18 protein-coding genes are annotated in these 22590 nt (G+C 41.7%); 5 read left to right on the top strand and 13 right to left on the bottom strand.

The annotated features are described in order from the left end of the window. Window positions 1-400: 400 nt before the first annotated feature. Window positions 401-1033 carry a cytochrome c gene (locus AN391_RS05995; protein WP_055014564.1) on the bottom strand — a complete coding sequence of 211 codons (633 nt, stop codon included), beginning with the start codon at window positions 1031-1033 and terminating at the stop codon, window positions 401-403. A gap of 279 nt (window positions 1034-1312) precedes the next feature. Between AN391_RS05995 and yihA the strand changes: the two genes are divergently transcribed. Continuing rightward, on the top strand, window positions 1313-1972 hold the full coding sequence (yihA, locus tag AN391_RS05990) for a ribosome biogenesis GTP-binding protein YihA/YsxC (protein ID WP_055014563.1): 660 nt from the start codon (window positions 1313-1315) through the stop codon (window positions 1970-1972). Between the two features lie 10 nt (window positions 1973-1982). Here the strand turns inward: yihA and AN391_RS05985 are convergent, their stop codons facing one another. From AN391_RS05985 to polA, 3 genes are all read right to left on the bottom strand, one after another. Continuing rightward, window positions 1983-2501, bottom strand: coding sequence for a DUF1285 domain-containing protein (locus AN391_RS05985; RefSeq protein WP_055014562.1), 519 nt, complete (start codon window positions 2499-2501; stop codon window positions 1983-1985). Beyond that, entirely contained in the window at window positions 2498-3085 is a 588-nt protein-coding gene (locus AN391_RS05980) for a YceI family protein (protein WP_055014561.1), read from the bottom strand. Before AN391_RS05980 ends, AN391_RS05985 begins: the two co-directional genes overlap by 4 nt. A gap of 447 nt (window positions 3086-3532) precedes the next feature. Continuing rightward, complete coding sequence (polA, locus tag AN391_RS05975) at window positions 3533-6262, bottom strand: DNA polymerase I (RefSeq protein ID WP_055014560.1); 2730 nt, start codon at window positions 6260-6262, stop codon at window positions 3533-3535. A gap of 524 nt (window positions 6263-6786) precedes the next feature. On the opposite strand from polA, the gene elbB reads away from it, so the two are divergent. From elbB to AN391_RS05960, 3 genes are all read left to right on the top strand, one after another. Then, window positions 6787-7434 (top strand): isoprenoid biosynthesis glyoxalase ElbB, encoded by a 648-nt coding sequence (gene elbB / locus AN391_RS05970; RefSeq protein ID WP_055014559.1) that lies wholly within the window; start codon window positions 6787-6789, stop codon window positions 7432-7434. A 203-nt stretch (window positions 7435-7637) separates the two neighbouring features. Next, window positions 7638-8030, top strand: coding sequence for a cytochrome c5 family protein (locus tag AN391_RS05965; protein WP_055014558.1), 393 nt, complete (start codon window positions 7638-7640; stop codon window positions 8028-8030). Between the two features lie 181 nt (window positions 8031-8211). Then, complete coding sequence (locus AN391_RS05960; RefSeq protein WP_055014557.1) at window positions 8212-10785, top strand: diguanylate cyclase domain-containing protein; 2574 nt, start codon at window positions 8212-8214, stop codon at window positions 10783-10785. Here the strand turns inward: AN391_RS05960 and rep are convergent. Then, window positions 10778-12796, bottom strand: coding sequence for a DNA helicase Rep (gene rep / locus AN391_RS05955; protein WP_055014556.1), 2019 nt, complete (start codon window positions 12794-12796; stop codon window positions 10778-10780). The genes AN391_RS05960 and rep overlap by 8 nt on opposite strands. A 161-nt stretch (window positions 12797-12957) precedes the next feature. Here rep and ubiK point away from each other — a divergent pair, with 161 nt between their 5' ends. Next, complete coding sequence (gene ubiK, locus AN391_RS05950) at window positions 12958-13221, top strand: ubiquinone biosynthesis accessory factor UbiK (RefSeq protein WP_055014555.1); 264 nt, start codon at window positions 12958-12960, stop codon at window positions 13219-13221. Between the two features lie 79 nt (window positions 13222-13300). Here the strand turns inward: ubiK and AN391_RS05945 are convergent, their stop codons facing one another. The 8 genes from AN391_RS05945 to ilvG all read right to left on the bottom strand — a co-directional run bounded on the left by AN391_RS05945 (window position 13301) and on the right by ilvG (window position 22455). Then, window positions 13301-13948: an NAD(P)H-binding protein gene (locus AN391_RS05945; protein WP_055014554.1), complete on the bottom strand. Its 648-nt coding sequence runs from the start codon at window positions 13946-13948 to the stop codon at window positions 13301-13303. A gap of 8 nt (window positions 13949-13956) precedes the next feature. Next, a complete protein-coding gene (can, locus tag AN391_RS05940; RefSeq protein WP_055014553.1) occupies window positions 13957-14616 on the bottom strand; it encodes a carbonate dehydratase in 660 nt (219 codons plus the stop codon). 64 nt (window positions 14617-14680) lie between these two features. After that, window positions 14681-15856: a methyltransferase gene (locus AN391_RS05935; protein ID WP_055014552.1), complete on the bottom strand. Its 1176-nt coding sequence runs from the start codon at window positions 15854-15856 to the stop codon at window positions 14681-14683. A 62-nt stretch (window positions 15857-15918) separates the two neighbouring features. Beyond that, window positions 15919-16905 carry an ABC transporter substrate-binding protein gene (locus AN391_RS05930; RefSeq protein ID WP_055014645.1) on the bottom strand — a complete coding sequence of 329 codons (987 nt, stop codon included), beginning with the start codon at window positions 16903-16905 and terminating at the stop codon, window positions 15919-15921. Window positions 16906-17048: 143 nt separating this feature from the next. Further along, on the bottom strand, window positions 17049-18602 hold the full coding sequence (gene ilvA / locus AN391_RS05925; RefSeq protein ID WP_055014551.1) for a threonine ammonia-lyase, biosynthetic: 1554 nt from the start codon (window positions 18600-18602) through the stop codon (window positions 17049-17051). A gap of 2 nt (window positions 18603-18604) precedes the next feature. Next, window positions 18605-20461 carry a dihydroxy-acid dehydratase gene (ilvD, locus tag AN391_RS05920; protein WP_055014550.1) on the bottom strand — a complete coding sequence of 619 codons (1857 nt, stop codon included), beginning with the start codon at window positions 20459-20461 and terminating at the stop codon, window positions 18605-18607. A gap of 105 nt (window positions 20462-20566) precedes the next feature. Then, a complete protein-coding gene (ilvM, locus tag AN391_RS05915) occupies window positions 20567-20809 on the bottom strand; it encodes an acetolactate synthase 2 small subunit (RefSeq protein WP_055014549.1) in 243 nt (80 codons plus the stop codon). Next, window positions 20806-22455: an acetolactate synthase 2 catalytic subunit gene (gene ilvG / locus AN391_RS05910; RefSeq protein ID WP_055014548.1), complete on the bottom strand. Its 1650-nt coding sequence runs from the start codon at window positions 22453-22455 to the stop codon at window positions 20806-20808. Before ilvG ends, ilvM begins: the two co-directional genes overlap by 4 nt. Window positions 22456-22590: the final 135 nt, after the last annotated feature.

Here is a 22590-nt window from a genome sequence, read left to right as displayed (position 1 = left end):
TTTTATTATTTACGGTCATCCTGACGCTTTCTTGTTATTTCCTTTTGTAGCACCTTCAGTGTGCTATTCAGTCGTGCCGCGCTATTTTCCTTTAGCATAATCCATGTTGTTATTGTTGTTTTGCGACAGTGGTTAATTTACCCATTAATAATTTTGTTACAACTGGTTTATATAATTTTTCTTACATGTCACACATATAAATTCATTAAAAACAATATAAATTAATAAGTTACACACTTAAAAAGTTTAAAAATAAGTTATTTCTCACAATTCTATATGGCAAATATCTCACAAACTAAAGGGTGATATCGTTAAATTACGGACACAAAAAAAGCAGCGTAAGCTGCTTTTTAATCATATTTCATAGTATTACATTAGCAAATACTAAATAAATACGACTTTAGTGTAAACCACCCAAGTATTGAGAAAGTACTTCAATATCTTTGTCTGTTAGCTTTTTCGCTATATCTTGCATCATACCGTTATGGTCGTTTTTACGGGTACCATCACGGAATTTCTCTAGCTGAGCTTTGATGTACTCTGGGTGCTGGAAAGAAATTTTAGGAAACTTAGCAAGTGACGAACCATTGCCGCGCGGACCATGACACGCCGCACAAGCTGGAATACCACGCTCAGCATCGCCTGCTTTGTAAAGCTTTTGACCAACTTCAACCACGTCTTTAGGGGTGGCGCCTTCAGTCATGTTCAATGAAGAAAAATAAGCAGATAGGTCTTTCATGTCTTGTTCGCTAAGTGGCATAGCCATCGCGCTCATTACAGGATCCATACGACCTTCTTTACCGCCTGAAGTCATACCTAGTTTTAAATCCTTAAGTTGTTTAAGGATGTAATCTGGATGCTGGCCTGCAAGTTTAGGGTAAATATTAACCGGTGCATTACCGTCTGGGCCGTGACAAGCCGCACACGTTGCTGATTTTTCTTTACCTGCGTTTACATCGCCATCAAATGCTGTTGCGTTGCTTGCTGACAACGCACCAAGCAATATTGTTAAAGATAGTGCTATTTTTTTCATGGTGAATTCTCTGTTTCCGACCCTGTATCATCTACAATATGGATGTTGTAATTCATGTATTCTACACGATAAAAAATTCTCTGGCACGTTTTCTACTCATATTAAGCTTATAATTTATAGGGTTTTGACCTAGATTAACCTTTAAGCAGCTTTAATAGTGCCATTTATAGCATTTTTAGGTGTTTAAATACGCTTTTTAATACATCCTTTATAGTATAAAATACGCGCCCTGAGTCAATTTAGCTCAATAAGATTAACTTTTACGTTTTAGGAGAGCCTGTGCTCAAATCTCGTATCAAATATAATACTGCGTCTTTTGTTACAAGCGCGCCAGACATCACTAAATTACCTGCTGATACGGGAATTGAAGTCGCGTTTGCAGGTCGCTCTAATGCCGGTAAGTCGAGTGCTCTTAATGCACTTACAGATCAAAAACTTGCTCGTACCAGTAAAACACCGGGCCGTACGCAATTGATCAACACGTTTGAATTAGGTGAAGTGGATGATATGCGCTTAATTGACTTACCTGGTTATGGCTTTGCTAAAGTGCCCATTGAAATGAAAAAGAAATGGCAAAAATCACTGGGTGAATACCTACAAAAACGTCAAAGTTTAAAAGGCATTGTGGTATTAATGGATATTCGCCACCCATTAAAAGATTTAGATAAAGATTTAATTAATTGGGCTATTGGCAGTGAAATCCCTGTATTGGCGCTTTTAACTAAAGCGGATAAGCTTAAGCAAGGGGCGCGCAAAGCACAAGTATTACAAGTACGCCGCGAATTAAGTGAACTAGACGGTGATATTACTGTTCATGCTTTTTCATCACTTAAGGGGACGGGTTTACCGGAAGTCGCCAAGAAATTAGATGAGTGGTACTTAGGGCCAATCGTGGCTGTTGCACCACAGCCAAGTGATGAAGATAACTCAAACGCTTAAAAATAAGCATCTATGAGAGATAAAACCTTTCACCTGCAGATTTTATAAAATAGCCGCGCTCATCTGCGTCGGCTATTTCAGCCCACTGATAAAACACATTTCGTGATACCCGCGCATTACATCCATAAGGCAATTGCAAATAAGGCACCGCTGCATTTTTATAGTTTTTTATATAAAGAGGCTGCTCAGCACTAACTAACCATTGTCGTGCTAAATTATCTACACAACACATAACGTGCCCCTGCGCTGTGCTCTCTATATGCCAGCTTACGATAACGAATGGCGCATCTTGTACTTCTATCGCTATTTTTTCGATGGGTGTTTTTAAGTAAAACTGCTCGCCTTCTTTGCATAAAACACTGGCAAACAGTTTTACCATAGCGGAGCGAGTAATTTCGCTGCCATCGTAAAACCACAGCCCTTGTTCGTTAATAATAATTGGCAGTTCACCACACTGGGTTGGCTGCCAACTATCAAACGGTTTACTAGGCTCGCTTAATTGCTTACTAAGCGCCGCTAAGGAGATCACTGTTTTTTTAGTGTCAGTGCAAAAGTAACCGGGACGGCTGTAGCAACGGCCGGTAAGCCAGCTAATTGCTGTAACTTTTTAACGCCTTCGGTCACCCCAAAGTCTTGGCTATTTATAATCACTGGCGTAAACGACGATACGCTTAAATCGCCATTTTTTGAACTGCTAACAAGTACATTTATTTTTAATGGTTTTTTATTACCATGAAAATCAAGCTGCGCATCAACCGCTTTTAATACATGTTGGCCTGGTTTTTTAATATTACTTAATTGCTTTTTTAAATCTGCGGTTAAAATTGCGTTAGGGAATTTTGCCGCTTCAAATACAAATTGAGTTAAACGTTCATTGCGAATGGGGATTAGTGTTTCTGCAGAGGTTAAGTCAATATTTACACTAAAAGCACCGCTGTCTAAAAGTGTCCCTTCTAGATTAGTAAAATGATGCGCCTCAGCAATCGTGTCTTTCTTTATAGAAACAAAACTTAATTGGCTTTTATCATTAACGAGCTGCCAATCTGCATGAGCGGCATTAGACAAAACAAGGCTAGTTAACGATAAACCTACAGCGGCTAACGTTTTAAACATAACGCACTCCTTAAATTTAAATGAGAATAATAGCGCTTTCGATACTACCACTTGCGGTATACGCATACCAACTCAAAATAAATAATAAAGGGGATTGAAAAGAAAAAACGGCCTGCTTAAAACAAGCAGGCCGGTATAGCAAACTGGGGAGAAGCTATCAATTTGTTGCACCTTTTCAGATGCATCATCAACAGGATGTCCTACAGGATGAGGACGCGCGCACTTTAACAAAAGCGCGCATAAAAATACAATCATATTCCGCCAAAATAGTTCGAATTGACGAACATATAACTATTTAATACAAATAGTTGCTTAAATTAACCTACTTTTAACTAAACTTTGTTTACGCACAGAAATACGTATATCGATTCGCCTAATTGGGTGAGTTATTTAGAGGCAATAAAAAAGCGCCTTGCGGCGCTTTTAAACTATAAGCATGTTTTGAGGTTAATGGGCTTGTTCCCAGTTTTCACCTTCGTCGGCTTCAACAATTAAAGGCACATCTAAACTCGCAGCTTGCGACATTAGTTCACAAATTTGCTTGGTGTAAGCTTGTGCGCAGTCGGTTTTAATTTCAAATACCAACTCATCGTGTACCTGCATGAGTAATTTAATCGTGTTAGGGGCTTGCTCACTAACCCATTGATGTACACTCAACATTGCTTTTTTAATAATGTCGGCGGCTGTGCCTTGCATTGGTGCATTGATTGCTGCACGTTCGGCGCCTTTACGACGAGCTCCATTACGTGCATTAATTTCTGGTAAGTGTAAACGACGACCAAAAATAGTTTCTACATACCCGTTCTCAGCCGCTTTCTCACGCGTTGTTTCCATGTAATCAAGTACCCCAGGAAAACGCTCAAAGTATTTATCTATGTAGTGCTGTGCTTCGTGACGTGGCACATCAAGCTGACGCGCTAAACCAAAGGCGGACATGCCGTAAATTAAACCAAAGTTTACTGCTTTCGCTTTACGACGCATATCGGTGGTTACCTTACCAAGCTCAACACCAAATACCTCAGCAGCGGTTGCACTGTGTACATCTAACCCATTAGCAAAGGCATTTAGTAGCCCTTTGTCTTGCGATAAATGCGCCATAATACGCAGCTCAATTTGGCTGTAATCGGCAGCCACAATTTTATAACCTGGTGCCGCTACAAACGCCTCACGTATTCGGCGCCCTTCTTCAGAGCGAATAGGAATATTTTGTAAGTTAGGATCGGTAGAACTCAAACGCCCTGTGGCCGTAACAGCTTGATGATAAGAAGTATGCACGCGTTGTGTTTTCTCATTTACCATCAATGGTAATTTATCGGTATACGTTGATTTAAGCTTAGATAAACCACGATGCTCAATAATCACTTTAGGTAATGGGTAATCATGGGCAAGTTCTTGTAGCACTTCTTCAGCCGTTGAAGGTGCACCTTTAGGTGTTTTTTTAATGACTGGCAGCTCAAGTTTTTCAAATAAAAGTACTTGCAGCTGCTTTGGCGAGCTTAGGTTGAATGGTTCGCCAGCTATTTCAAACGCTTCTTTTTCAAGCTCAAGTAAACGCTCGCCTAAACGCTGACTGTGTGCGGCAAGCATATTGCTATCTATAGCTACACCAGTGCGTTCAATATCAGAAATAACATCAACTAGGGGCATTTCTATGGTTTCAAACACTGACTTTAACTTCTCATCAGCTTCTAATTTTAGCCACAGTACTTGGTGTAAACGCAGTGTAATATCGGCATCTTCTGCTGCGTAAGGCGCAGCTTTTTCAAGCTCAATTTGATTAAAGGTAAGCTGCTTTTTCCCTTTGCCGGCAATATCTTCAAAGCTAATGTTTTTATGGCCTAAGTATTTAAGCGCTAATGAATCCATGTCATGGCGAGTGCCCACACTATTAAATACGTACGACTCAAGCATAGTATCAAACTTAATGCCATTGAGTTCATAGCCGGCATTAGCTAGTACACTCTTGTCGTATTTTAGGTTTTGCCCTACTTTAGCTTTGTTAGCATCGGCCAGAATTGGCCCAAGCTTTTGCATTACATATTCAAAGCTTAATTGCTCTGGTGCACCCGGGTAGTCATGTGCAATGGGTAAGTAAGCGGCTTCGCCTGCTTTTACAGCAAAGCTCATACCTACTAACTGCGCTTGCATATAATCAAGGCTAGTTGTTTCGGTATCAAAGGCAAATAACTCAGCGTTATTTAACTGCTCTATAAGCGCATCAAACTGTGACTCGCTTAAAATAGTTTCATAATGAGCGTCTTCTACTTTTGGTAGTTCATTTTCCTCAGTAGGGAGCGCTTTTTCTGCATCTTTTGGATTATCAAGTAGCTCAGCTAACCAGCGGCGGAACTCACACTCACCATACAGTGCAATAAGCTCATCTTTATTTGGCTCTTGTACTTTAAAGGTATCTAGGTCTGACTCTACCTCAACATCACATTTAATGGTGGCAAGCTCATAACTTAGTGGTAAATGATCTAGGGCGTTTGCAAGTTTTTCACCAATCTTGCCTTTAATGTCGCCGGCATTATCAATAACACCTTGAAGTGACCCATATTTTTGTAGCCATTTAACAGCTGTTTTAGGCCCACAACCTTCAACACCTGGGATGTTATCAACTTTATCACCCATTAATGCTAAATAATCGATGATTAGCTCAGGTCCTACACCAAATTTTTCAACAACGGTTTGAGGATCTGAAATGCTATCGGTCATGGTGTTTATTAGCGTCACATGCTCGTTAACTAGTTGAGCCATGTCTTTATCGCCGGTAGAAACCAATACATGGCGCTTTTGCTCAGTCGCTATTCGTGAAAACGTACCAATCACATCGTCGGCTTCAACACCTTCTATACTGATCAGTGGAAAGCCCATTGCTTTAATAATACTGTGCAGTGGCGCTATTTGCGTTCGTAAATCGTCAGGCATAGGCGGACGGTTAGCTTTATACTCGCTATACATGTCGTTTCTGAACGTTTTGCCTTTGGCATCAAACACCACCACCATGTGACTCGGATCATATTGTTTGATCAAACTCTTAAGCATGTTAACCACGCCATAAATAGCGCCTGTTGCTTCACCTTTTGAGTTGGTTAAATGCGGTGGAGAGTGATAAGCACGGAATAAATATGAAGAGCCATCAACTAAAATTAGCGGGTTTTCGGGGATCTGAGCCATGGTGAATTTGGATCCTAAATACAAAAGAGTAATATTATTACAAGCATGCCATAAGGTTGTGAATAAAACGACAGTGAATTACGCTTAGTAGCTATAATTATTGCAGAGCAACCTGTGGATAACTTTGTAGATAACAGCCACGAACTATTCCTCCAATACATAATTAAATGCTTAGAAAAATAAATAACTGCTTGTTTTGTTTAAAAAAGATAATACGAGGTTCTTTTTTTATTATTTTAAAACCAATGTGGAAAAAGGTTTTCTAACTGATACATCTGCTGTTAGTCACTTTAGTTATTTGCATCCATTTAAATAACCGGAGGAGTATTCTAGCATAATGGATCAAAGATCATAGCGATCCTTTATAATTTTTTTTATAAGCGCACTGGCAAAAATGGCATAAACCGCAATACAACTTGCACTGCGAATACTTTTTAAGCTAAAAAATTATTTTAGTGAGTGTTTTGCCCCGTGTTAAACTTCACCCAAACGACTTATTTAAAATACTTAAGGAGCACAAAAGCATGAAAAAGATAGCTGTAATATTAGCCGGCTGTGGTGTGTACGATGGCAGTGAAATAAACGAAGCAGTATTAACATTACTACACATAGCTAAAAATGGTGCTGCATATCAATGTTTTGCTCCTGATATAGAACAACTTCACACGATTAATCACCTCACCGGTGAAGAAATGCCAAGCAACCGTAATGTACTCACTGAGGCAGCACGCATTGCCCGTGGTGATATAAAATCTTTAAGCGAATTAAAAGTATCTGAATTTGATGCGTTAATAGTCCCTGGGGGATTTGGCGCCGCTAAAAACTTATGTGACTTTGCCGTTAAAGGCGCTGATGCGCAGATAAACGAAATAGTTTTAGCAGCGTGTAAACAATTTTCCAGTGCACAAAAAGCGGCTGGCTACATGTGTATTGCGCCGGCTTTAATTCCGTTTATATATCCCAAGGCTACTTTAACCATAGGTAATGATGAACAGACCGTAAACGCTTTAACCCAGCTAGGCTCTACTCACGCAGCCTGTGCAGTTGATGATATTGTGATTGATGAAGACAATAAACTCGTTACCACCCCTGCTTATATGCTGGCGCAGTCTATTTTAGATGCCGATGCGGGGATCGAAAAATTGGTTAAAAACGTATTAGCATTAGCTTAAATAGTGATTTACTAAGCCACCGATTATAAAAGTTTATTAACTGAAACATGCAATTTTATTGCGTTAACGCAAAAATTAGACAGTTTTATTGATAAAAACACCAGTGGGCGTTTTATAAATTGTTACACAGAGGTATAATCGGTTTAATTTCCGTCATCTATAATCGTGATTGATCACGTTCAAATCGAAGTGAGCAAGGCAAAATGAAAAAACTATCAGCTGCAGCATTATTAGTGCTAGCAACCACCGCATACGCACAGCCATATGATAACTCTATGACTGAAGATGCGATTAAAAAGCGTTTAGCTCCAGTTGGCGCTGTTTATCTTGAAGGCGAAAAAGCTGCTGCGGCAGCGCCTAGTGGCCCTCGTTCTGGTGAGCAAGTTTACCAAGGCGCCTGTTTTGCCTGTCACGGTACTGGCGCATTAGGTGCACCTAAATCAGCTGATGACTGGGCACCGCGTATCGCTAAAGGTAAAGATGTGTTGCTTGATCATGCTATCAATGGCTTTAATGCGATGCCGCCAAAAGGAACATGTATGGATTGTTCTGATGATGAGATTAGCGCAGCTATTGATTTCATGACATCTAAATAATTTAATTAACCCTCTGATAATTAGGGTGATTATTTAAAAAAGGTCTATTTTTATAATAGGCCTTTTTTTGTTGCTAAAATAATGTTTTAGTGGCAGTTTTAGGGCATTAGTTACTTGACGATCGCAACTAAAAGTGAAATTATACGTTTAATAAACATACAATAATAAAATAATATGATTCATGTCATCGGAAGATAAGGCCGCTAACCTTAGTAAATTAGCGCATCAGAATAAACGTCTCAGAACGCTATTAGAAAAGTATAAGCAATCTCACCACTTACAAAATGCCTTGATTCAATTATCAGAGCAAGCGAGCTCTGTTGCCGAATTAACCTTACTTTACCCCGCAATCCATGACATTTTACAAGCATACCTACCTAGTAAAAGCTTTTATGTGGTACTTGCTAATCAATATACTCATGCTCTTGAGCTTTCTTATTTTTGCGATGAAAAAGATGGTATATCAGTTGCCCTTAATCAGGATAATAGTTTTGAAGAAGGCGCTACAGGCTATGTTTATAGACTTGGCAAAACCACGTGCTTTACCAAGCAAGAAATGCAAAGCGCTGCTCAAAATGGCTTATTTAAAGCGCTTGGCTCACCTGCAGAACATTGGGTAGGCGTGCCTATCTACCAAGAGCAAAATATTATTGGTGTGCTTGCTGCGCAAAGTTACGACAAACAGCAAGACTACAGCAGCCAGCAGGTGCACTTACTCGAAGTAATGTCTTTATATTTAGCGACAGCAATAGAGCGGGTTAAAAAAAGAGAGTTACTCGAATCAGAAGTAAAAATTCGTACCCGCGCACTGACACAAAGTAATGAGGCATTAAACCTAGAAATTGAACAACGAAAACGCGCACTACAACGCCAACAAATTCTGTTTAAAATATCGGAGTTGGCAACGCAAGCGCAAAACTTAGATGATGCCTATGTAAAAATTCATCAAATAATAAAAACCATTACATACGCAGAAAACTTATACATTGCACTTTATAACAAAGAAACAGGCTGGATCAGCTTCCCATATTGTGTAGATGAATTTAAAGACAACACCGAGCCTAGAAAGTTTGCAAAAGGTTATAGTGAGCTAGTTATTAGTAGCGAGCAAACCCAACTTATTCACCCAAGTAGAGCTAAAGAGCTGTTAGAAAGTGGTGACGTACAGCGAAATAACCCAATACCAGAAGAACAAATGGCCACCAGCTGGCTAGGCGCACCACTTAAAACATCGCAAGGTGTTATCGGCCTAATTGCATGTCAAGCGTATAATAATAAACATATTTTTAGTAAAGATGACTGCGAACTTATTACATTTGTTTCGCATCAAATTGCGACAGTTCTGCAAACAAAGTTAGCCACGCAAGCACTTAAATCTAGCCACCAAGAGTTAGAGTATCGCGTTAATGAAAAAACAAAAGCGTTGCAGCAGGCCAACTTACATTTACAAATGCAAATTGATGAGCGTAAAAAAGTAGAACAACAGCTTTATCATGATGCACATCATGACTCATTAACAGGCCTCCCTAATCGCAGCCTGTTTTTAACCCAGCTAGAAAAAACATTGCAGCATTACCACCGCTTTCCTGAGCACCACTTTGCTGTTTTATTTATTGATTTAGATAAATTTAAAGATATAAACGATCAACTAGGGCACCATGCTGGCGATCAATTTTTAATAAGTGTGGCTGATTTATTTTCCCATTGTATTCGTGAGCACGACTTGCTCGCCCGCCTTGGTGGTGATGAATTTGTCATTTTGCTTACCCACTTAACAGAGCTTCAACAAGCAGAAGATGTGGCTGATCGCATTATTAATATAATGAAAAAGCCATTTTGCAGTAAAGGTACCTGCGTTCAAAGTGGTGCAAGTATTGGTATAACGTACTCAAATTCGAGTTATCAGCATACCGATGAAATTATTCGCGATGCCGATGCCGCTATGTATTACGCTAAAAATGCCGGCCGCGACCGCTATGAGTTGTTCCATCCATTATTAACGCAGACACTAACAAGTGCAGAATCTCCAGCACAGCACCATCTTGATTCACTTCCGATGAGCTTTAGAAGTGCTGATATTATAAACCTTGATGAGCAACAGCAATCAGAGTCATTGTTTGAAGCATTTGGTGAGCACCCTGTATTAGGTTATACCAGTTTTGAAGTGCTGAAAAAGTTTGCAACCGATAAAGAGCAACACCTACAGGTTGAATTAGAGCTATTGCAACACGCTTACGCCCATGCCCTAGCGGCCAATGTGGCCATGGTATTGATGCCGTGCTCAGGGTTGCTTTTAGAAGCGCTTGAATTTAATTTATTTACCGAGGTATTAAGTAAGCTGCAAGGACAGAGTCAACTGTGTTTACTCTTTGACGACCAAGAAATACGTTATGCCTGTGCAACTCAGCTAGAAAACCTTAAAAAGCTCTCGCAGCTTGGTTACAGTATTGGCTTAAATAACTTTGCAAAAGACCGTTGTGAGTTAAATGCGCTGACCGACATTAACTTCGATTACATACTCCTTAGCTCCACCTTTAGTAAACGCGTATTACAACAAGAAAGCTTTAACTTGCAATTACAAGGCGTACTGGCAATTACTCAGCTTAAAGGCATAAAAGTCATTGCCAAAGGCCCTTCTATACTCAACTTTAGGGCCTTGCTTGATAAGTACGGGCTGAGTTTATTTGTCGCAAAGCAGCAAGGCTTATCGCAGTCAATAGAGGCTACTGAGAACACCGCACAATCTATTAACTAGGTTTTTTAAGCATCGCCCTTAAGTTAGCGACCCGTGCTTGGCCTTTTTCCATGCGCTCAGCTTGCGAACTAGGGGCTTTTTTGTTTTCAAACGCTAAGTCATCTTGTGGTAACTCTTGCACAAAGCGACTTAGCTCTGTTTGCGAGGTTTCACCAAACTGGCGTCGTATTTTTGCATACGTTAAGGTCAGCTCTTGCTGGGCCCGTGTGATCCCTACGTACGCTAAACGGCGCTCTTCATCTACGTTTTCTTCGTCAATACTTACTTGGTGCGGCAGTAACCCCTCTTCCATACCAACCATAAATACGTACGGATACTCTAAGCCTTTGGATGCATGCAGAGTAAGTAACTGTACCGCATCGGATTCATCTTCTTCCTCATTACGCTCTAACATATCGCGAAGTGTTAGTTTGCTGACCACTTCTGGTAAGGTCATTGGTTCGTTATCGGCATCGCCGGTGAGCATATCGGTGATCCAACGATACAACTCAGAGACGTTTTTCATACGCATTTCAGCTGCTTTAGCACTTGGCGATGACTCATATAAATACGCTTCGTAATTAATATTACGCACTAAGTCTTTTACCGCTTCGAGTGTATCGCTACGCACTGCATTATCTGAAAGCTCAACAACCCATCGTGCAAACCCCGAAAGCGCATTTAAACCACGGCCTTTAAGTCGGTAGCCTAAGTCGTTATCAAAACAAGTGGCAAATAAGCTTTGGTGTTTTTCGTTTGCAAGCGTGCCTAGCTTTTCAAGTGTAACGGTGCCTATTTCACGGCGCGGTGTATTAACTATGCGTAAAAATGCGTTATCGTCGTCTTGGTTAACCAATAAGCGTAAATAAGCCATAATATCTTTGATTTCTGAGCGCGAAAAAAACGACATACCACCGCTGATTTTATAAGGGATGCGGTTGCTCATTAATGACTTTTCAAAGCCACGAGCTTGGTGATTACCGCGATACAAAATAGCGTAATCTTTATAGCTGGTACGTTTCATAAATTTATGGGAAATTATTTCAGCTACAACACGCTCGCACTCGTGCTCTTCATCCCGGCAGCCAATCACTTTAATTGGCTCACCGTAACCAAGCTCACTAAATAGCTTCTTTTCGATATCGTGCGGGTTATTGGCAATTAAAATATTTGCAGCTTTTAAAATACGCTGCGCACTGCGGTAATTTTGCTCAAGCTTTATAAGCCTAAGTCCGGGGTAATCTTTACCTAGCAGCACTAAGTTTTGGGGACGGGCTCCGCGCCATGAGTAAATAGATTGGTCGTCATCCCCTACCACTGTAAAACGCGCTCGCTCGCCTACTAATAACTTAACAAGCTGGTACTGGCTGGTATTGGTATCTTGGTATTCGTCCACCAGCAAATACCTAAATCGTTGCTGCCAACGCTCTCGTGAGGTGGCATTATTACTAAGTAACAAAGTGGGGATCATGATTAAATCGTCAAAATCCAGTGCGTTATATGCTCGCAGCTGATTTTGATAACGGGCGTAAAGCTGCGCAAATAACGCTTTTTGCGCATCACGTGCTTCGCGTATGGCTTGCTCAGGCAAAATTAATTCATTTTTCCAGCTGCCTATTTGCATCTTAAGTAGGTTTAGTAGGTCTTTATCTTTTTTAAGCTCATCTTCGGTTAGCTCACCTAACAGCTGGTTAGTATCTTGGTCATCAAACAGTGAAAAACCTTCTTTAAAGCCTAGTGTTTTTAGCTCTTTTTTAATTATTTCAAGCCCTAGGGTATGAAAAGTTGATACCCACAACCCTTTCGCCTCTTGCTTATTAAGCGTTTGTAATACACGCTCGCGCATCTCTTTGGCCGCTTTATTCGTAAACGTTACCGCAGCAATATTACGTGCTTTGTACTCGCACTTTTGCACCAAATAAGCAATTTTGTTAGTGATTACGCGCGTTTTACCTGAGCCTGCACCCGCGAGTACTAAACACGGACCACTAATATATTTTACTGCTTCATCTTGTTTTGGATTGAGTTTCATAACGACCATGGAGTTTTAAAAGGCAGCTAATTTTACCGTAACCACAGATACAGGCATAGCCATTAGATTAATTAATTCCATTATGGTGATCATGTATTAAATGCCTTAGGTATAAGGTAATATTAGTCATTATCATTTTAGGGCAAAAGCAAGGGACGATTATGATCAATCCAGCAAAACTTGAAGAAATTGCTAAGCAAATCACCAATAACATGCCGCAAGGTGTAAAAAACCTAGCAGATACACTCGAAGGTAAAACCAAACAAGTTTTACAAAATAAGCTGGCTGAAATGGACTTTGTTAGCCGCGAAGAATTTGATGTGCAAAGCCAAGTACTTATTCGTACTCGTGAAAAACTCACGGAGCTTGAAGCAAAAGTTTTTTTACTAGAGCAACAATTAAATGCTAAAAATAACGCCGAGTAGCACGTATTTACGTATGTATACTCAGCCAAAAAAAAGCAGCCAAGGCTGCTTTTTTGCTTTTAACTTAAACATTTATCCACTATGCATTAAACAATGCATCTAATACATAGTATTGCAGGGGTTGTTGCTGCGCCAAACTCACAGCACACATTTTTTGCGCCACTTGCTTGCCCGTAATAGGTTTATAACGTTTTAAAAAAGGAAGTTGTGTAATAACAGGTAACACAAATGCGCCTATTTGCTCAGCTAAACGAGTATCGCTTCGCTCACCCATTAATAAAGACGGCTGAAATATACTTACTTTTGCAAAGCCCAGCGTTTTTATATGCTGCTCAAGCTCGCCTTTCATTTTTAAGTAAGGGCTGATGCTGTGTGCATTAGCGCCACTTGATGACACCAAGCAATAATGGCTCACTGCATTGTTTGCTGCCATTTGCGCCGCAATAAACTGATAATCAAAATCAACTTTACGCTGCGCCGCGATTGAACCAGCCTGCTTTTTAGTTGTGCCTAAACACGAAAAAAGCACATCCCCTTTAAATAACGCGCAGTAGTTAGTTAAACAATCAAAATCAATAACATGATTAGTGAGCTTAGTATGTTTAATGTCTAGCTTACGGCGTGTAATAGCAACCACTTTACAAAACGCAGGGCTTTGCAGTAAAAGCGTTAATAGCTCACTCCCCACAACCCCTGTTGCCCCTATGATTATCGCCGTTTTAGTCATTACTTAAATTACTCGCAACCGGCTTTAGCGAGTACATGTGCAACGGCTTTTTTATACACCTCGGCTTCTTCATCGGCGCAGGTTACAACCGATGATAAGTCGTGTAAGTGGCCGTTCTCTAATCCATATACCCAACCATGAATCGTGAGCTCTTGCCCTTTATCCCATGCATCTTGCACTATGTTTGTTCTACACACGTTGCGTACTTGTTCAATAACGTTTAACTCAATTAAGCGACTTAAACGCTGTTGCTCACCCATTGCATTAAGCTGCGCTAAGTGTTTTTCTTTTACATCGCCAACATGGCGTAACCAATTATCAATAAAACCAAATTTGGCGTTATTTAATACCGCTTGTACACCGCCACAGCCGTAGTGTCCCACCACCATAATATGCTTTACTTTAAGCACCTCTACCGCGTACTGCATTACCGATAAACAGTTATGGTCAGTATGCACCACTACATTAGCCACATTGCGGTGTACAAATAGTTCACCTGGTAATAAATCAACAATTTGGTTTGCAGGAACACGCGAGTCGGAGCAGCCAATCCACAAATACTCTGGGTTTTGTTGCATTGATAATATTTTAAAAAACTCAGGGTTGGCTTCGGTTGTACGTGCAGCCCAACGTTTGTTGTTTTCGAATAAATTTTTTAGCTTTCTCATTGCATCTCTTATTTAGATTGGGATAGGAATTACACCCCAAAAAAGACAAATAATGAGCGCCTTTTTAGTTGGTGTTTGCAAGAATTAAAATATTGCGAGGAGTTAACTGTTTCTCGCAAAAGGTGCTAACTGAAACGTGATAACCTTGCTGTTGCAAATATAAAGCACGATCGAGCACAAGCCAAACTTCTATTGCTCTTCTAAACACATGTCGAACCAGTTCGATTCGCTCTGTTACTTTTTTACGCGCCTTACCTATTAGTAAAAACTTATCGTAATCAGTATCTTGAGGAATAATTAGAGACTTTTTATCACCCGCCCAAGCACAAAACTGTGCAAATGTGTCAGAAAATACCGCCTTATTAACCGATGGCACGCTTACGTAAAACTGCTCATTAGTAATTGACTTTCGAAGTGCGTCAAACCCTAAGCGCCATTCCACCTCAGTTTTTCGTATTTTAGCCACACGTGAAGGGGCTGTAACTGTCTCTTGCAGCGCCAACTTTAAATCGCGGTGTGTTAAATTCAGCTTACTGGTAAAGGCAAGCTCACTCATTGGATGGTACTTATTATCAGTAAATAAGTGATAACAGCACGGCGAAAAACTAATACGTTTTACCCTAGCGGCACTGGCGTGTTGCATAAATGTTTGGTGCAGTGCGCCACATGCATGCAGTGCCACCGCATGTGTGTCGGTATTAAAAAAGTGGCTTATATCATCTTCAAGTACATTTGCTTGGCTAAATTGCATCGCTAAACCTTGCTTACGTGCACTGTGCTCTCCTTGCTCACATAGGTGTGCTTGTAGCTCAACACTTCGCACACTTTGCGCCCCGTTATAAGCAAGCATACGCCCTAAGTGGCCTTTGCCCGCGCACCACTCTAAAACAGGTTGCGTTGTAAAAGGCAATGCTGAAACAAAGTCTTGTAGTTGCTCAAACTTACGCCCTTTAATACCGTTACTTATCCAAAACGGGTATTCACTGCGTTGCTGCTGGTTTTTTGGTAAATTACACAGCTCAGGTAGCTGCTCTACCCCGGCAATAAATGGGCTAAAAAATTGATAAAGCTGTTGCTGATCGTTATCAAGCCTTGCAACATCTTCATCTGATAAGTTATGTAACGCCGCTTGAAGCTCAGGCCACGGTAATTCATCAAAATCAAATGCCGTACATTGCCAATATTCGCGGGTATTCATTAGCACTGCATCGAGTGCTGCAAACTGCTCAGCTAGGTTCATAACAACTTAAAATAGTAAAAAGACGTTTAATTATACCAGTTGCGCAGAGCTGCATTAAGCGGTTATTTTTTTGCGAGGATTAACCGCAAATAAAGGGGGATCGAAATAATACTTACAATGAAAGCGGCTATTAGCATCCACGACAGTTGTAATTGCTCCGGCTCTTGGTATTTATACACAAACCTCGCTTTGTGCTCGTCAAATTGGGTTTGCTTAATACCATAATAATCTGCAATTAAGCGCCATTTGGCCATTGACATATTCCCTAATTGAGTCGTCGGCGGCAATATGTAGTCTTTCAATACTTCGGCCTCGTAGGCTAGCTGATGAAAACTTTTATTTGGCGCATACACTTGCTGAGTAATAGCTATGGCTTCATCCATATTCATTAAGGCATAACGCCAACCTTTTAAACTCGCTTGATAAAACTTTTCAACCGTTTGCGGGTGCTTTTTAAGCATTGATTCGCTGGTAAATAACACATCACCGTATACATCCATACCATAACGCTGTGGGCATATAAGGCGATGCGATACCCCTTGCTGAGTCATTAAATAGGGCTGAGTTGTAATATACACTTGCATTGCATCAAGTTTGTTTTCTTGCCACGCTTGCAGTGCAGGCTCATCGCCTTCAAAAACGTCTAAAGTAGTTGTGTCAATGCCGCTGCGTTTTAGCATGACTAACAACTCGGTACTGTCTTTTTTACTTACTTCGGTAATACGTTTAGCGGTAAAATCGCGAGGGTGAAAAATATCAGAGCTGTCTTTTACCATCCAACAGTACGGGGAAAACTGCAAAATAGCCGCCATTGCAACAAGCGGTTGGCCGTTTACTCTTTGTTGTAAAATCCCCGAATGCGCCACCCCAAACTGAGCTTCTCCGGTTGCTACAGGAGTAAAAGTATCAGGCATTTTAGGATTGGCTTCGCGTATGGTCACATTAAGTCCGGCGTCTCTGTAGTAGCCTTTTTGCTGAGCCATGTAATAGCCAGCAAACTGAAATTGGTGGGTCCATTTAAGTTGTAAAGTGACTGATTCTTGAGCCATTAGCTGGCTGCAAAAAAGCAAGCTTGCAAGTATTAATCCTTTAATAAGCAACTGAGTGTTCCAAATAGTAGTCATTAGGTGTAACTATATTTAAAACACACAATAAAGCAAGCATGCAAAGGCGCATACTTGCTTATGAAGCCTTAAGCTGAGGCTACGTTATCAACGTTTGAGCTGTTTGGCTGAGAGGTTAAAAACTGCGTAAAACACGGGTTATGTGTTTCGTCTTGCACACTGTAACCTAAGCGGTTTAAGTGCTCGTTAAACATCTCAAATTGGCTAGGCTCAATCGCAAAGCCCGCCAGTACATTTCCGATAGACCCCCCATGATTACGGTAATGGAACAAAGTAATATTCCAATTGCTACCTAGGGTATCTAAAAAGCGTGCTAGAGCGCCTGGGTATTCTGGAAATTCAAACCGTAATAACCTTTCGTGCAACTGCTCAGGTGCTTTGCCCCCTACCATATAACGTACATGTAATTTTGCGAGCTCATTATCTGATAAATCGCAAAATGGGTAGTCGTTGTTAGTTAGGTCTTGTTTTAGCTCGCTGAGTTCTTGCTCACCTTGGCGCAGGGCTATACCCACAAATATTTGCGCTTCACCAGGGCCTGCATAACGGTAGTTAAACTCAGTAATAGCACGGCCCCCTAAAGAGGTGCAAAACTGCTTAAAGCTGCCTTTTTCTTCTTTAATGGTTACCGCAAGTAACGCTTCGTTTTTTTCACCAAGCGCGGTGCGCTCTGCAACATAACGTAAGCGGTCAAAGTTTAAGTTAGCTCCCGAAAGCACCGCTGCTAAATGCAGCCCTTTTAGGCCAGATTGTTGGCTCCATTTTTTAAGCCCTGCGGTGGCAAGCGCACCTGAAGGCTCCGAAATTGCGCGAGTAGAGACAAAAATATCTTGCATGGCGGCACAAATTTCATCGCCACTGACAGTTACAACTTCATCGCAAAATTTTTGCGCTAGGCGAAATGTTTCACTGCCAATAATTTTAACCGCTACGCCATCGGCAAAACTGCCAACACGGTCAAGCTCTACTGGCTCGCCCGCTTTAAGCGCAGCTTGTAAACACGCGCTTTCGTCGGCTTCTACGCCAATCACTTTTATATCGGGACGTAATGATTTGATATAAACCGCCATGCCAGCTAGTAAACCACCACCGCCAACAGGGATAAATACCGCATCAAGCTCATTGAGTTGCTGCATAAGCTCGCGAGCCACTGTGCCTTGCCCCACAATTACGTCAGGGTCATCAAAAGGCGGTACAAATACACCATTACGTTGCTCTGTTAATTCAAGAGCATGTGCTTTTGCTGCATCAAAATGATGGCCATGTAAAACCACTTCACCGCCCAGTGCACGTACCGCACTAACTTTTATTTCAGGCGTAGTAACAGGCATAACAATAGTGGCTTTATGGCCAAGATGTGAAGCACTAAGCGCCACACCTTGCGCATGGTTACCCGCAGATGCCGTAATAACCACGGACCCTTTAGGTAACTTGTTTAATTTATTATAAGCACCACGTAACTTAAACGAATACACAGGCTGTTGATCTTCACGCTTTAACCAAACATGGTTGCCTAATTTATCACTGAGGTCGCGCATTTCGCTCACCTCAGTTACTTTAGCGAGCGGTTCCATATTGGCTTGAATAATAGCGCGAAAATAATCGAGCTCTTGAGAAACCATAATTAGCTAAGCTCCTCCAGTTTGGCTAAATCACGTACTGCGCCTTTATCTGCACTGGTTGCAAGTAATGCATACGCTTTTAATGCCGATGATACATAGCGGTCACGATCAAGCGGCTTATACGCTTGTTTGCCACGTGCTAATTGCTTTTGTTTTCGCGCTTCCAGCTCTTCATCACTTAATGCAAGGGTAATCTCACGTGAAGCAATATCAATGATAATTTTGTCGCCATTTTCAACATATGCAATAGCGCCGCCACTTGCCGCCTCTGGCGATACGTGCCCGATTGATAAACCAGAGGTGCCGCCCGAGAAACGGCCATCGGTGATCAAGGCACATTTTTCAGCAAGGCCTTTTGATTTTAAGTAGCTAGTTGGGTAAAGCATTTCTTGCATGCCAGGGCCCCCTTTAGGACCTTCGTAACGAATAACCACGACATCACCGGCTTTAACTTCATCGTTTAAAATGCCTTCTACTGATTCATCTTGTGACTCATAAACCACAGCGGTGCCTTCAAAATGAAGCATTTCGTCAACAACACCTGCACTTTTAACAATACAACCATCAACTGCTAAATTTCCTGAAAGTACAGCTAAGCCGCCATCTTGCCTAAAGGCGTGTTCAACACTGCGAATACAGCCATTCTCACGATCATTATCACCTTCATCCCAACGACACTCTTGGCTCATCGCTTTGGTCGTGCGAATACCAGCAGGACCTGCACGATAAAACTTTTGTGCAGCTTCGTTGTTTGGATCCGTAGCATCCCATTTTTTAACAAGCTCACCCATTGTCATACCTGCAACATGGTTTACTGATAAATCAACTAAACCAGCTTTGCCAAGCTCACGTACTATTGCCATCATGCCACCAGCGCGGTGCACATCTTCAATATGGTATTGCGCTGTAGCAGGCGCCACTTTACATAAAAACGGCGTTTTGCGAGATAGCTCGTCAATGTGCGACATATCAAAATCTACACCGGCTTCTTGTGCCGCTGCTAATAAGTGCAATACGGTATTAGATGAACCACCCATGGCAATATCAACCACCATAGAGTTCATAAAGGCTGTTTTGTTTGCAATTGCGCGTGGTAGTACGTCGTGATTGTCTTTTTGATAGTACTCGCGGCATAAATCAACAATACGGGCGCCCGCTTCTACATAAAGCTGCTTACGATCTTTGTGGGTTGCAAGCGTTGTACCGTTACCCGGTAGCGCAAGACCAATAGCTTCTAATAAACAGTTCATTGAGTTGGCAGTAAACATACCTGAACATGAGCCGCAGGTAGGACACGCAGAGCGCTCTACTTGCTCTGAATCGGCATCACTGACTGTTTCATCAGCGCCTTTAACCATGGCATCAACTAAGTCGAGTTTAATATCGATGTTAGCAAGCTTTGTTTTACCTGCTTCCATTGGGCCGCCCGATACAAAAATAACCGGTATATTTAAGCGTAGCGCTGCAAGCATCATCCCTGGGGTGATTTTGTCACAGTTAGAAATACAGATCATTGCATCGGCGCAGTGGCCGTTAACCATGTACTCAACCGAGTCGGCAATTAAATCGCGTGAAGGCAGAGAGTAAAGCATGCCACCATGGCCCATTGCGATACCATCATCAATGGCGATGGTGTTAAATTCTTTTGGTACACCGCCCGCTTGGGTGATGGTTTCAGCCATTAGCTCACTAAGCTGATTAAGGTGTACGTGCCCGGGCACAAATTGCGTAAACGAGTTAACTACAGCAATAATAGGTTTACCAAAGTCGGTGTCGGTCATGCCTGTTGCGCGCCATAATGCACGTGCGCCTGCGCGTTTACGTCCTTCAGTTGTTGTTGCACTTCTTAATTTAGCCATAGTTACCTCTGTTTTGCCGCTGTGTAAGCAGGCATTCCTCATTCTAAAAATTGTTGAGTTACTGAAGGTTATACTCAGTAACGCGTAAATGTGTTTCGTTGGCAGTTACACTGCTTGTTGCTGTAAATTTTCTAAGCTGATTTCTTTCACGTCTACCAACTTGTTTAGCTGGTTGGTTAATAGATGAATCGGCTTATCGCTATCGACCGTCATTGCTATCGTATAATGAGCTTCATCTGTATTAAGCTGAAAATGCGTAAGGTCAAAACCACGGTGACGCACAACACGTAAAAAGCGCTCCACCGCAATACTTTGATTTTTAAGTGCAATCGTTAAGCTGTGTTTCATTGTGCTTTCTCCGTAATCATTTCGTCATTTGCAGCCCCAGGTGGTACAAGCGGCCATACGTTTTCTTTATCGTCTATACAGGCATGTAAAATATACGGGCCCTTGCTATTAACTAATGCTGTTATTGCATCGTCAACTTCGTTGGCTTTGGTGATCGTTTGCCCAGGAATACCAAATACTGCGGCTAATTGAACAAAATCAGGGTTATCTGACAGGTTTGTTTCCGAGTAACGACCTTCAAAAAACAGCTCCTGCCATTGACGAACCATACCTAAGCGTTGGTTATCTAATATGAGTATTTTTACCGGTAAATTATTACGGCGAATAGTGGCAAGCTCTTGAATATTCATCATGATTGAGCCATCCCCCGACACCGTTATTACAAAATCATCTGGGCGTGCTACTTGCGCGCCAATAGCCGCTGGTAAGCCAAAGCCCATAGTACCTGCGCCACCACTACTTAAATGATTGCTTGGGTGGTTAAATTTCATGTGTTGCGCTACCCACATTTGGTGCTGGCCCACGTCGCAGCACACTACGCCAGTTTTTGGCATATGCTGGCTTAATTGGTTCAATAAATACGGGGCAAATACTTTTTCGCCTGGGTAGTCGTAACGCCATGCATGCTTTTCGCTCATGAGTTTATTTGTATCGCACCATGCTTTAGGTGTTGCAACACACTCAAGTGCGGGTAATGAGGTTTTTAAATCAGCAACTAAAGACGCTTTAGCGGGTTTGCGTTTACCTACTTCGGCCGCATCAATGTCTAAGTGGATTACTTTTGCTTTGGCAGCAAATTTAGCTAAGTTACCGGTTACGCGGTCATCAAAGCGCGCGCCTATACATACAAGCACATCACACTCTTGTACTGCTATATTAGCTGCTTGTGTGCCGTGCATGCCCAGCATTCCTAAGTAATGTTCGTAATCAGGTAATACACTGCCTAACGCTTTTAATGTTGATACCGCTGGCATTTGTGTTTTATTTAAAAACTGCATTAACTCATTTTGCGCATCAGCGGCTTGCACGCCACCACCTACATACGCGACAGGCTGCTTTGCCTCACTTAATAGCTGATTTGCAATGGCCACTTGGTTTAGATCTAGCTGGGGTAAATATTCATCAGCGGCTAACCACGGTTTAAAAGGCACTTGCGCCATTTGAATATCTTTTGGAATATCTACAAGCACTGGGCCTGGTCGACCACTTTGCGCTAAGTGCATCGCTTCTTGCAGTACTTCGGCTAAGTCTTCTGGGCGCTCTACCATATAGCTGTGTTTTGTACACGATAGTGACATACCTAGTACATCGACTTCTTGAAATGCATCTGAGCCAATAGCGGCAGTGGGAACTTGGCCGGTAATTGCTAACAATGGTACTGAGTCCATCATCGCATCGGCAAGTGCGGTTATTAAGTTAGTAGCACCTGGGCCTGAGGTAGCAAAACAAACACCTAATTTGCCTGTGCTGCGGGCATAACCCACTGCGGCAAAGCCAGCACCTTGCTCGTGACGAGTAAGGTAATGCTTTACAGGCGCGCCATACAGCGCATCATAAATGGGCATAATAGCTCCGCCAGGGTAGCCAAATACCTCATTTACGCCGTGCTTGGCTAATAAATCGATTGTTAGTTCTGCGCCTGTCATTAATTAATCCTCATTCCTCAGTGACAACCCAATTACCTGCTTACTTAAAACTTATAGCTAAAATCTTTAAAACTTTGTGCTTAAAACTAAAAAGCCCTCCGAACGATTAGGTGCGGAGGGCTTTTTAATGCTTAA

The organism is Pseudoalteromonas sp. P1-13-1a (assembly GCF_001401875.1).
Classification (GTDB): domain Bacteria; phylum Pseudomonadota; class Gammaproteobacteria; order Enterobacterales; family Alteromonadaceae; genus Pseudoalteromonas.
Note: the sequence above shows the minus strand (reverse complement) of the source record. Positions and strands in the feature narration are given on the sequence as shown.

Coding starts and splice junctions, on each gene's coding strand:
- AN391_RS05995 (WP_055014564.1), bottom strand. CDS start 1,033: ATGAAAAAAATAGCACTATCTTTAACAATATTGCTTGGTGCGTTGTCA.
- AN391_RS05980 (WP_055014561.1), bottom strand. CDS start 3,085: ATGTTTAAAACGTTAGCCGCTGTAGGTTTATCGTTAACTAGCCTTGTT.
- polA (WP_055014560.1), bottom strand. CDS start 6,262: ATGGCTCAGATCCCCGAAAACCCGCTAATTTTAGTTGATGGCTCTTCA.
- elbB (WP_055014559.1), top strand. CDS start 6,787: ATGAAAAAGATAGCTGTAATATTAGCCGGCTGTGGTGTGTACGATGGC.
- AN391_RS05965 (WP_055014558.1), top strand. CDS start 7,638: ATGAAAAAACTATCAGCTGCAGCATTATTAGTGCTAGCAACCACCGCA.
- AN391_RS05960 (WP_055014557.1), top strand. CDS start 8,212: ATGTCATCGGAAGATAAGGCCGCTAACCTTAGTAAATTAGCGCATCAG.
- rep (WP_055014556.1), bottom strand. CDS start 12,796: ATGAAACTCAATCCAAAACAAGATGAAGCAGTAAAATATATTAGTGGT.
- ubiK (WP_055014555.1), top strand. CDS start 12,958: ATGATCAATCCAGCAAAACTTGAAGAAATTGCTAAGCAAATCACCAAT.
- AN391_RS05945 (WP_055014554.1), bottom strand. CDS start 13,948: ATGACTAAAACGGCGATAATCATAGGGGCAACAGGGGTTGTGGGGAGT.
- can (WP_055014553.1), bottom strand. CDS start 14,616: ATGAGAAAGCTAAAAAATTTATTCGAAAACAACAAACGTTGGGCTGCA.
- AN391_RS05935 (WP_055014552.1), bottom strand. CDS start 15,856: ATGAACCTAGCTGAGCAGTTTGCAGCACTCGATGCAGTGCTAATGAAT.
- AN391_RS05930 (WP_055014645.1), bottom strand. CDS start 16,905: ATGGCTCAAGAATCAGTCACTTTACAACTTAAATGGACCCACCAATTT.
- ilvA (WP_055014551.1), bottom strand. CDS start 18,602: ATGGTTTCTCAAGAGCTCGATTATTTTCGCGCTATTATTCAAGCCAAT.
- ilvD (WP_055014550.1), bottom strand. CDS start 20,461: ATGGCTAAATTAAGAAGTGCAACAACAACTGAAGGACGTAAACGCGCA.
- ilvM (WP_055014549.1), bottom strand. CDS start 20,809: ATGAAACACAGCTTAACGATTGCACTTAAAAATCAAAGTATTGCGGTG.
- ilvG (WP_055014548.1), bottom strand. CDS start 22,455: ATGACAGGCGCAGAACTAACAATCGATTTATTAGCCAAGCACGGCGTA.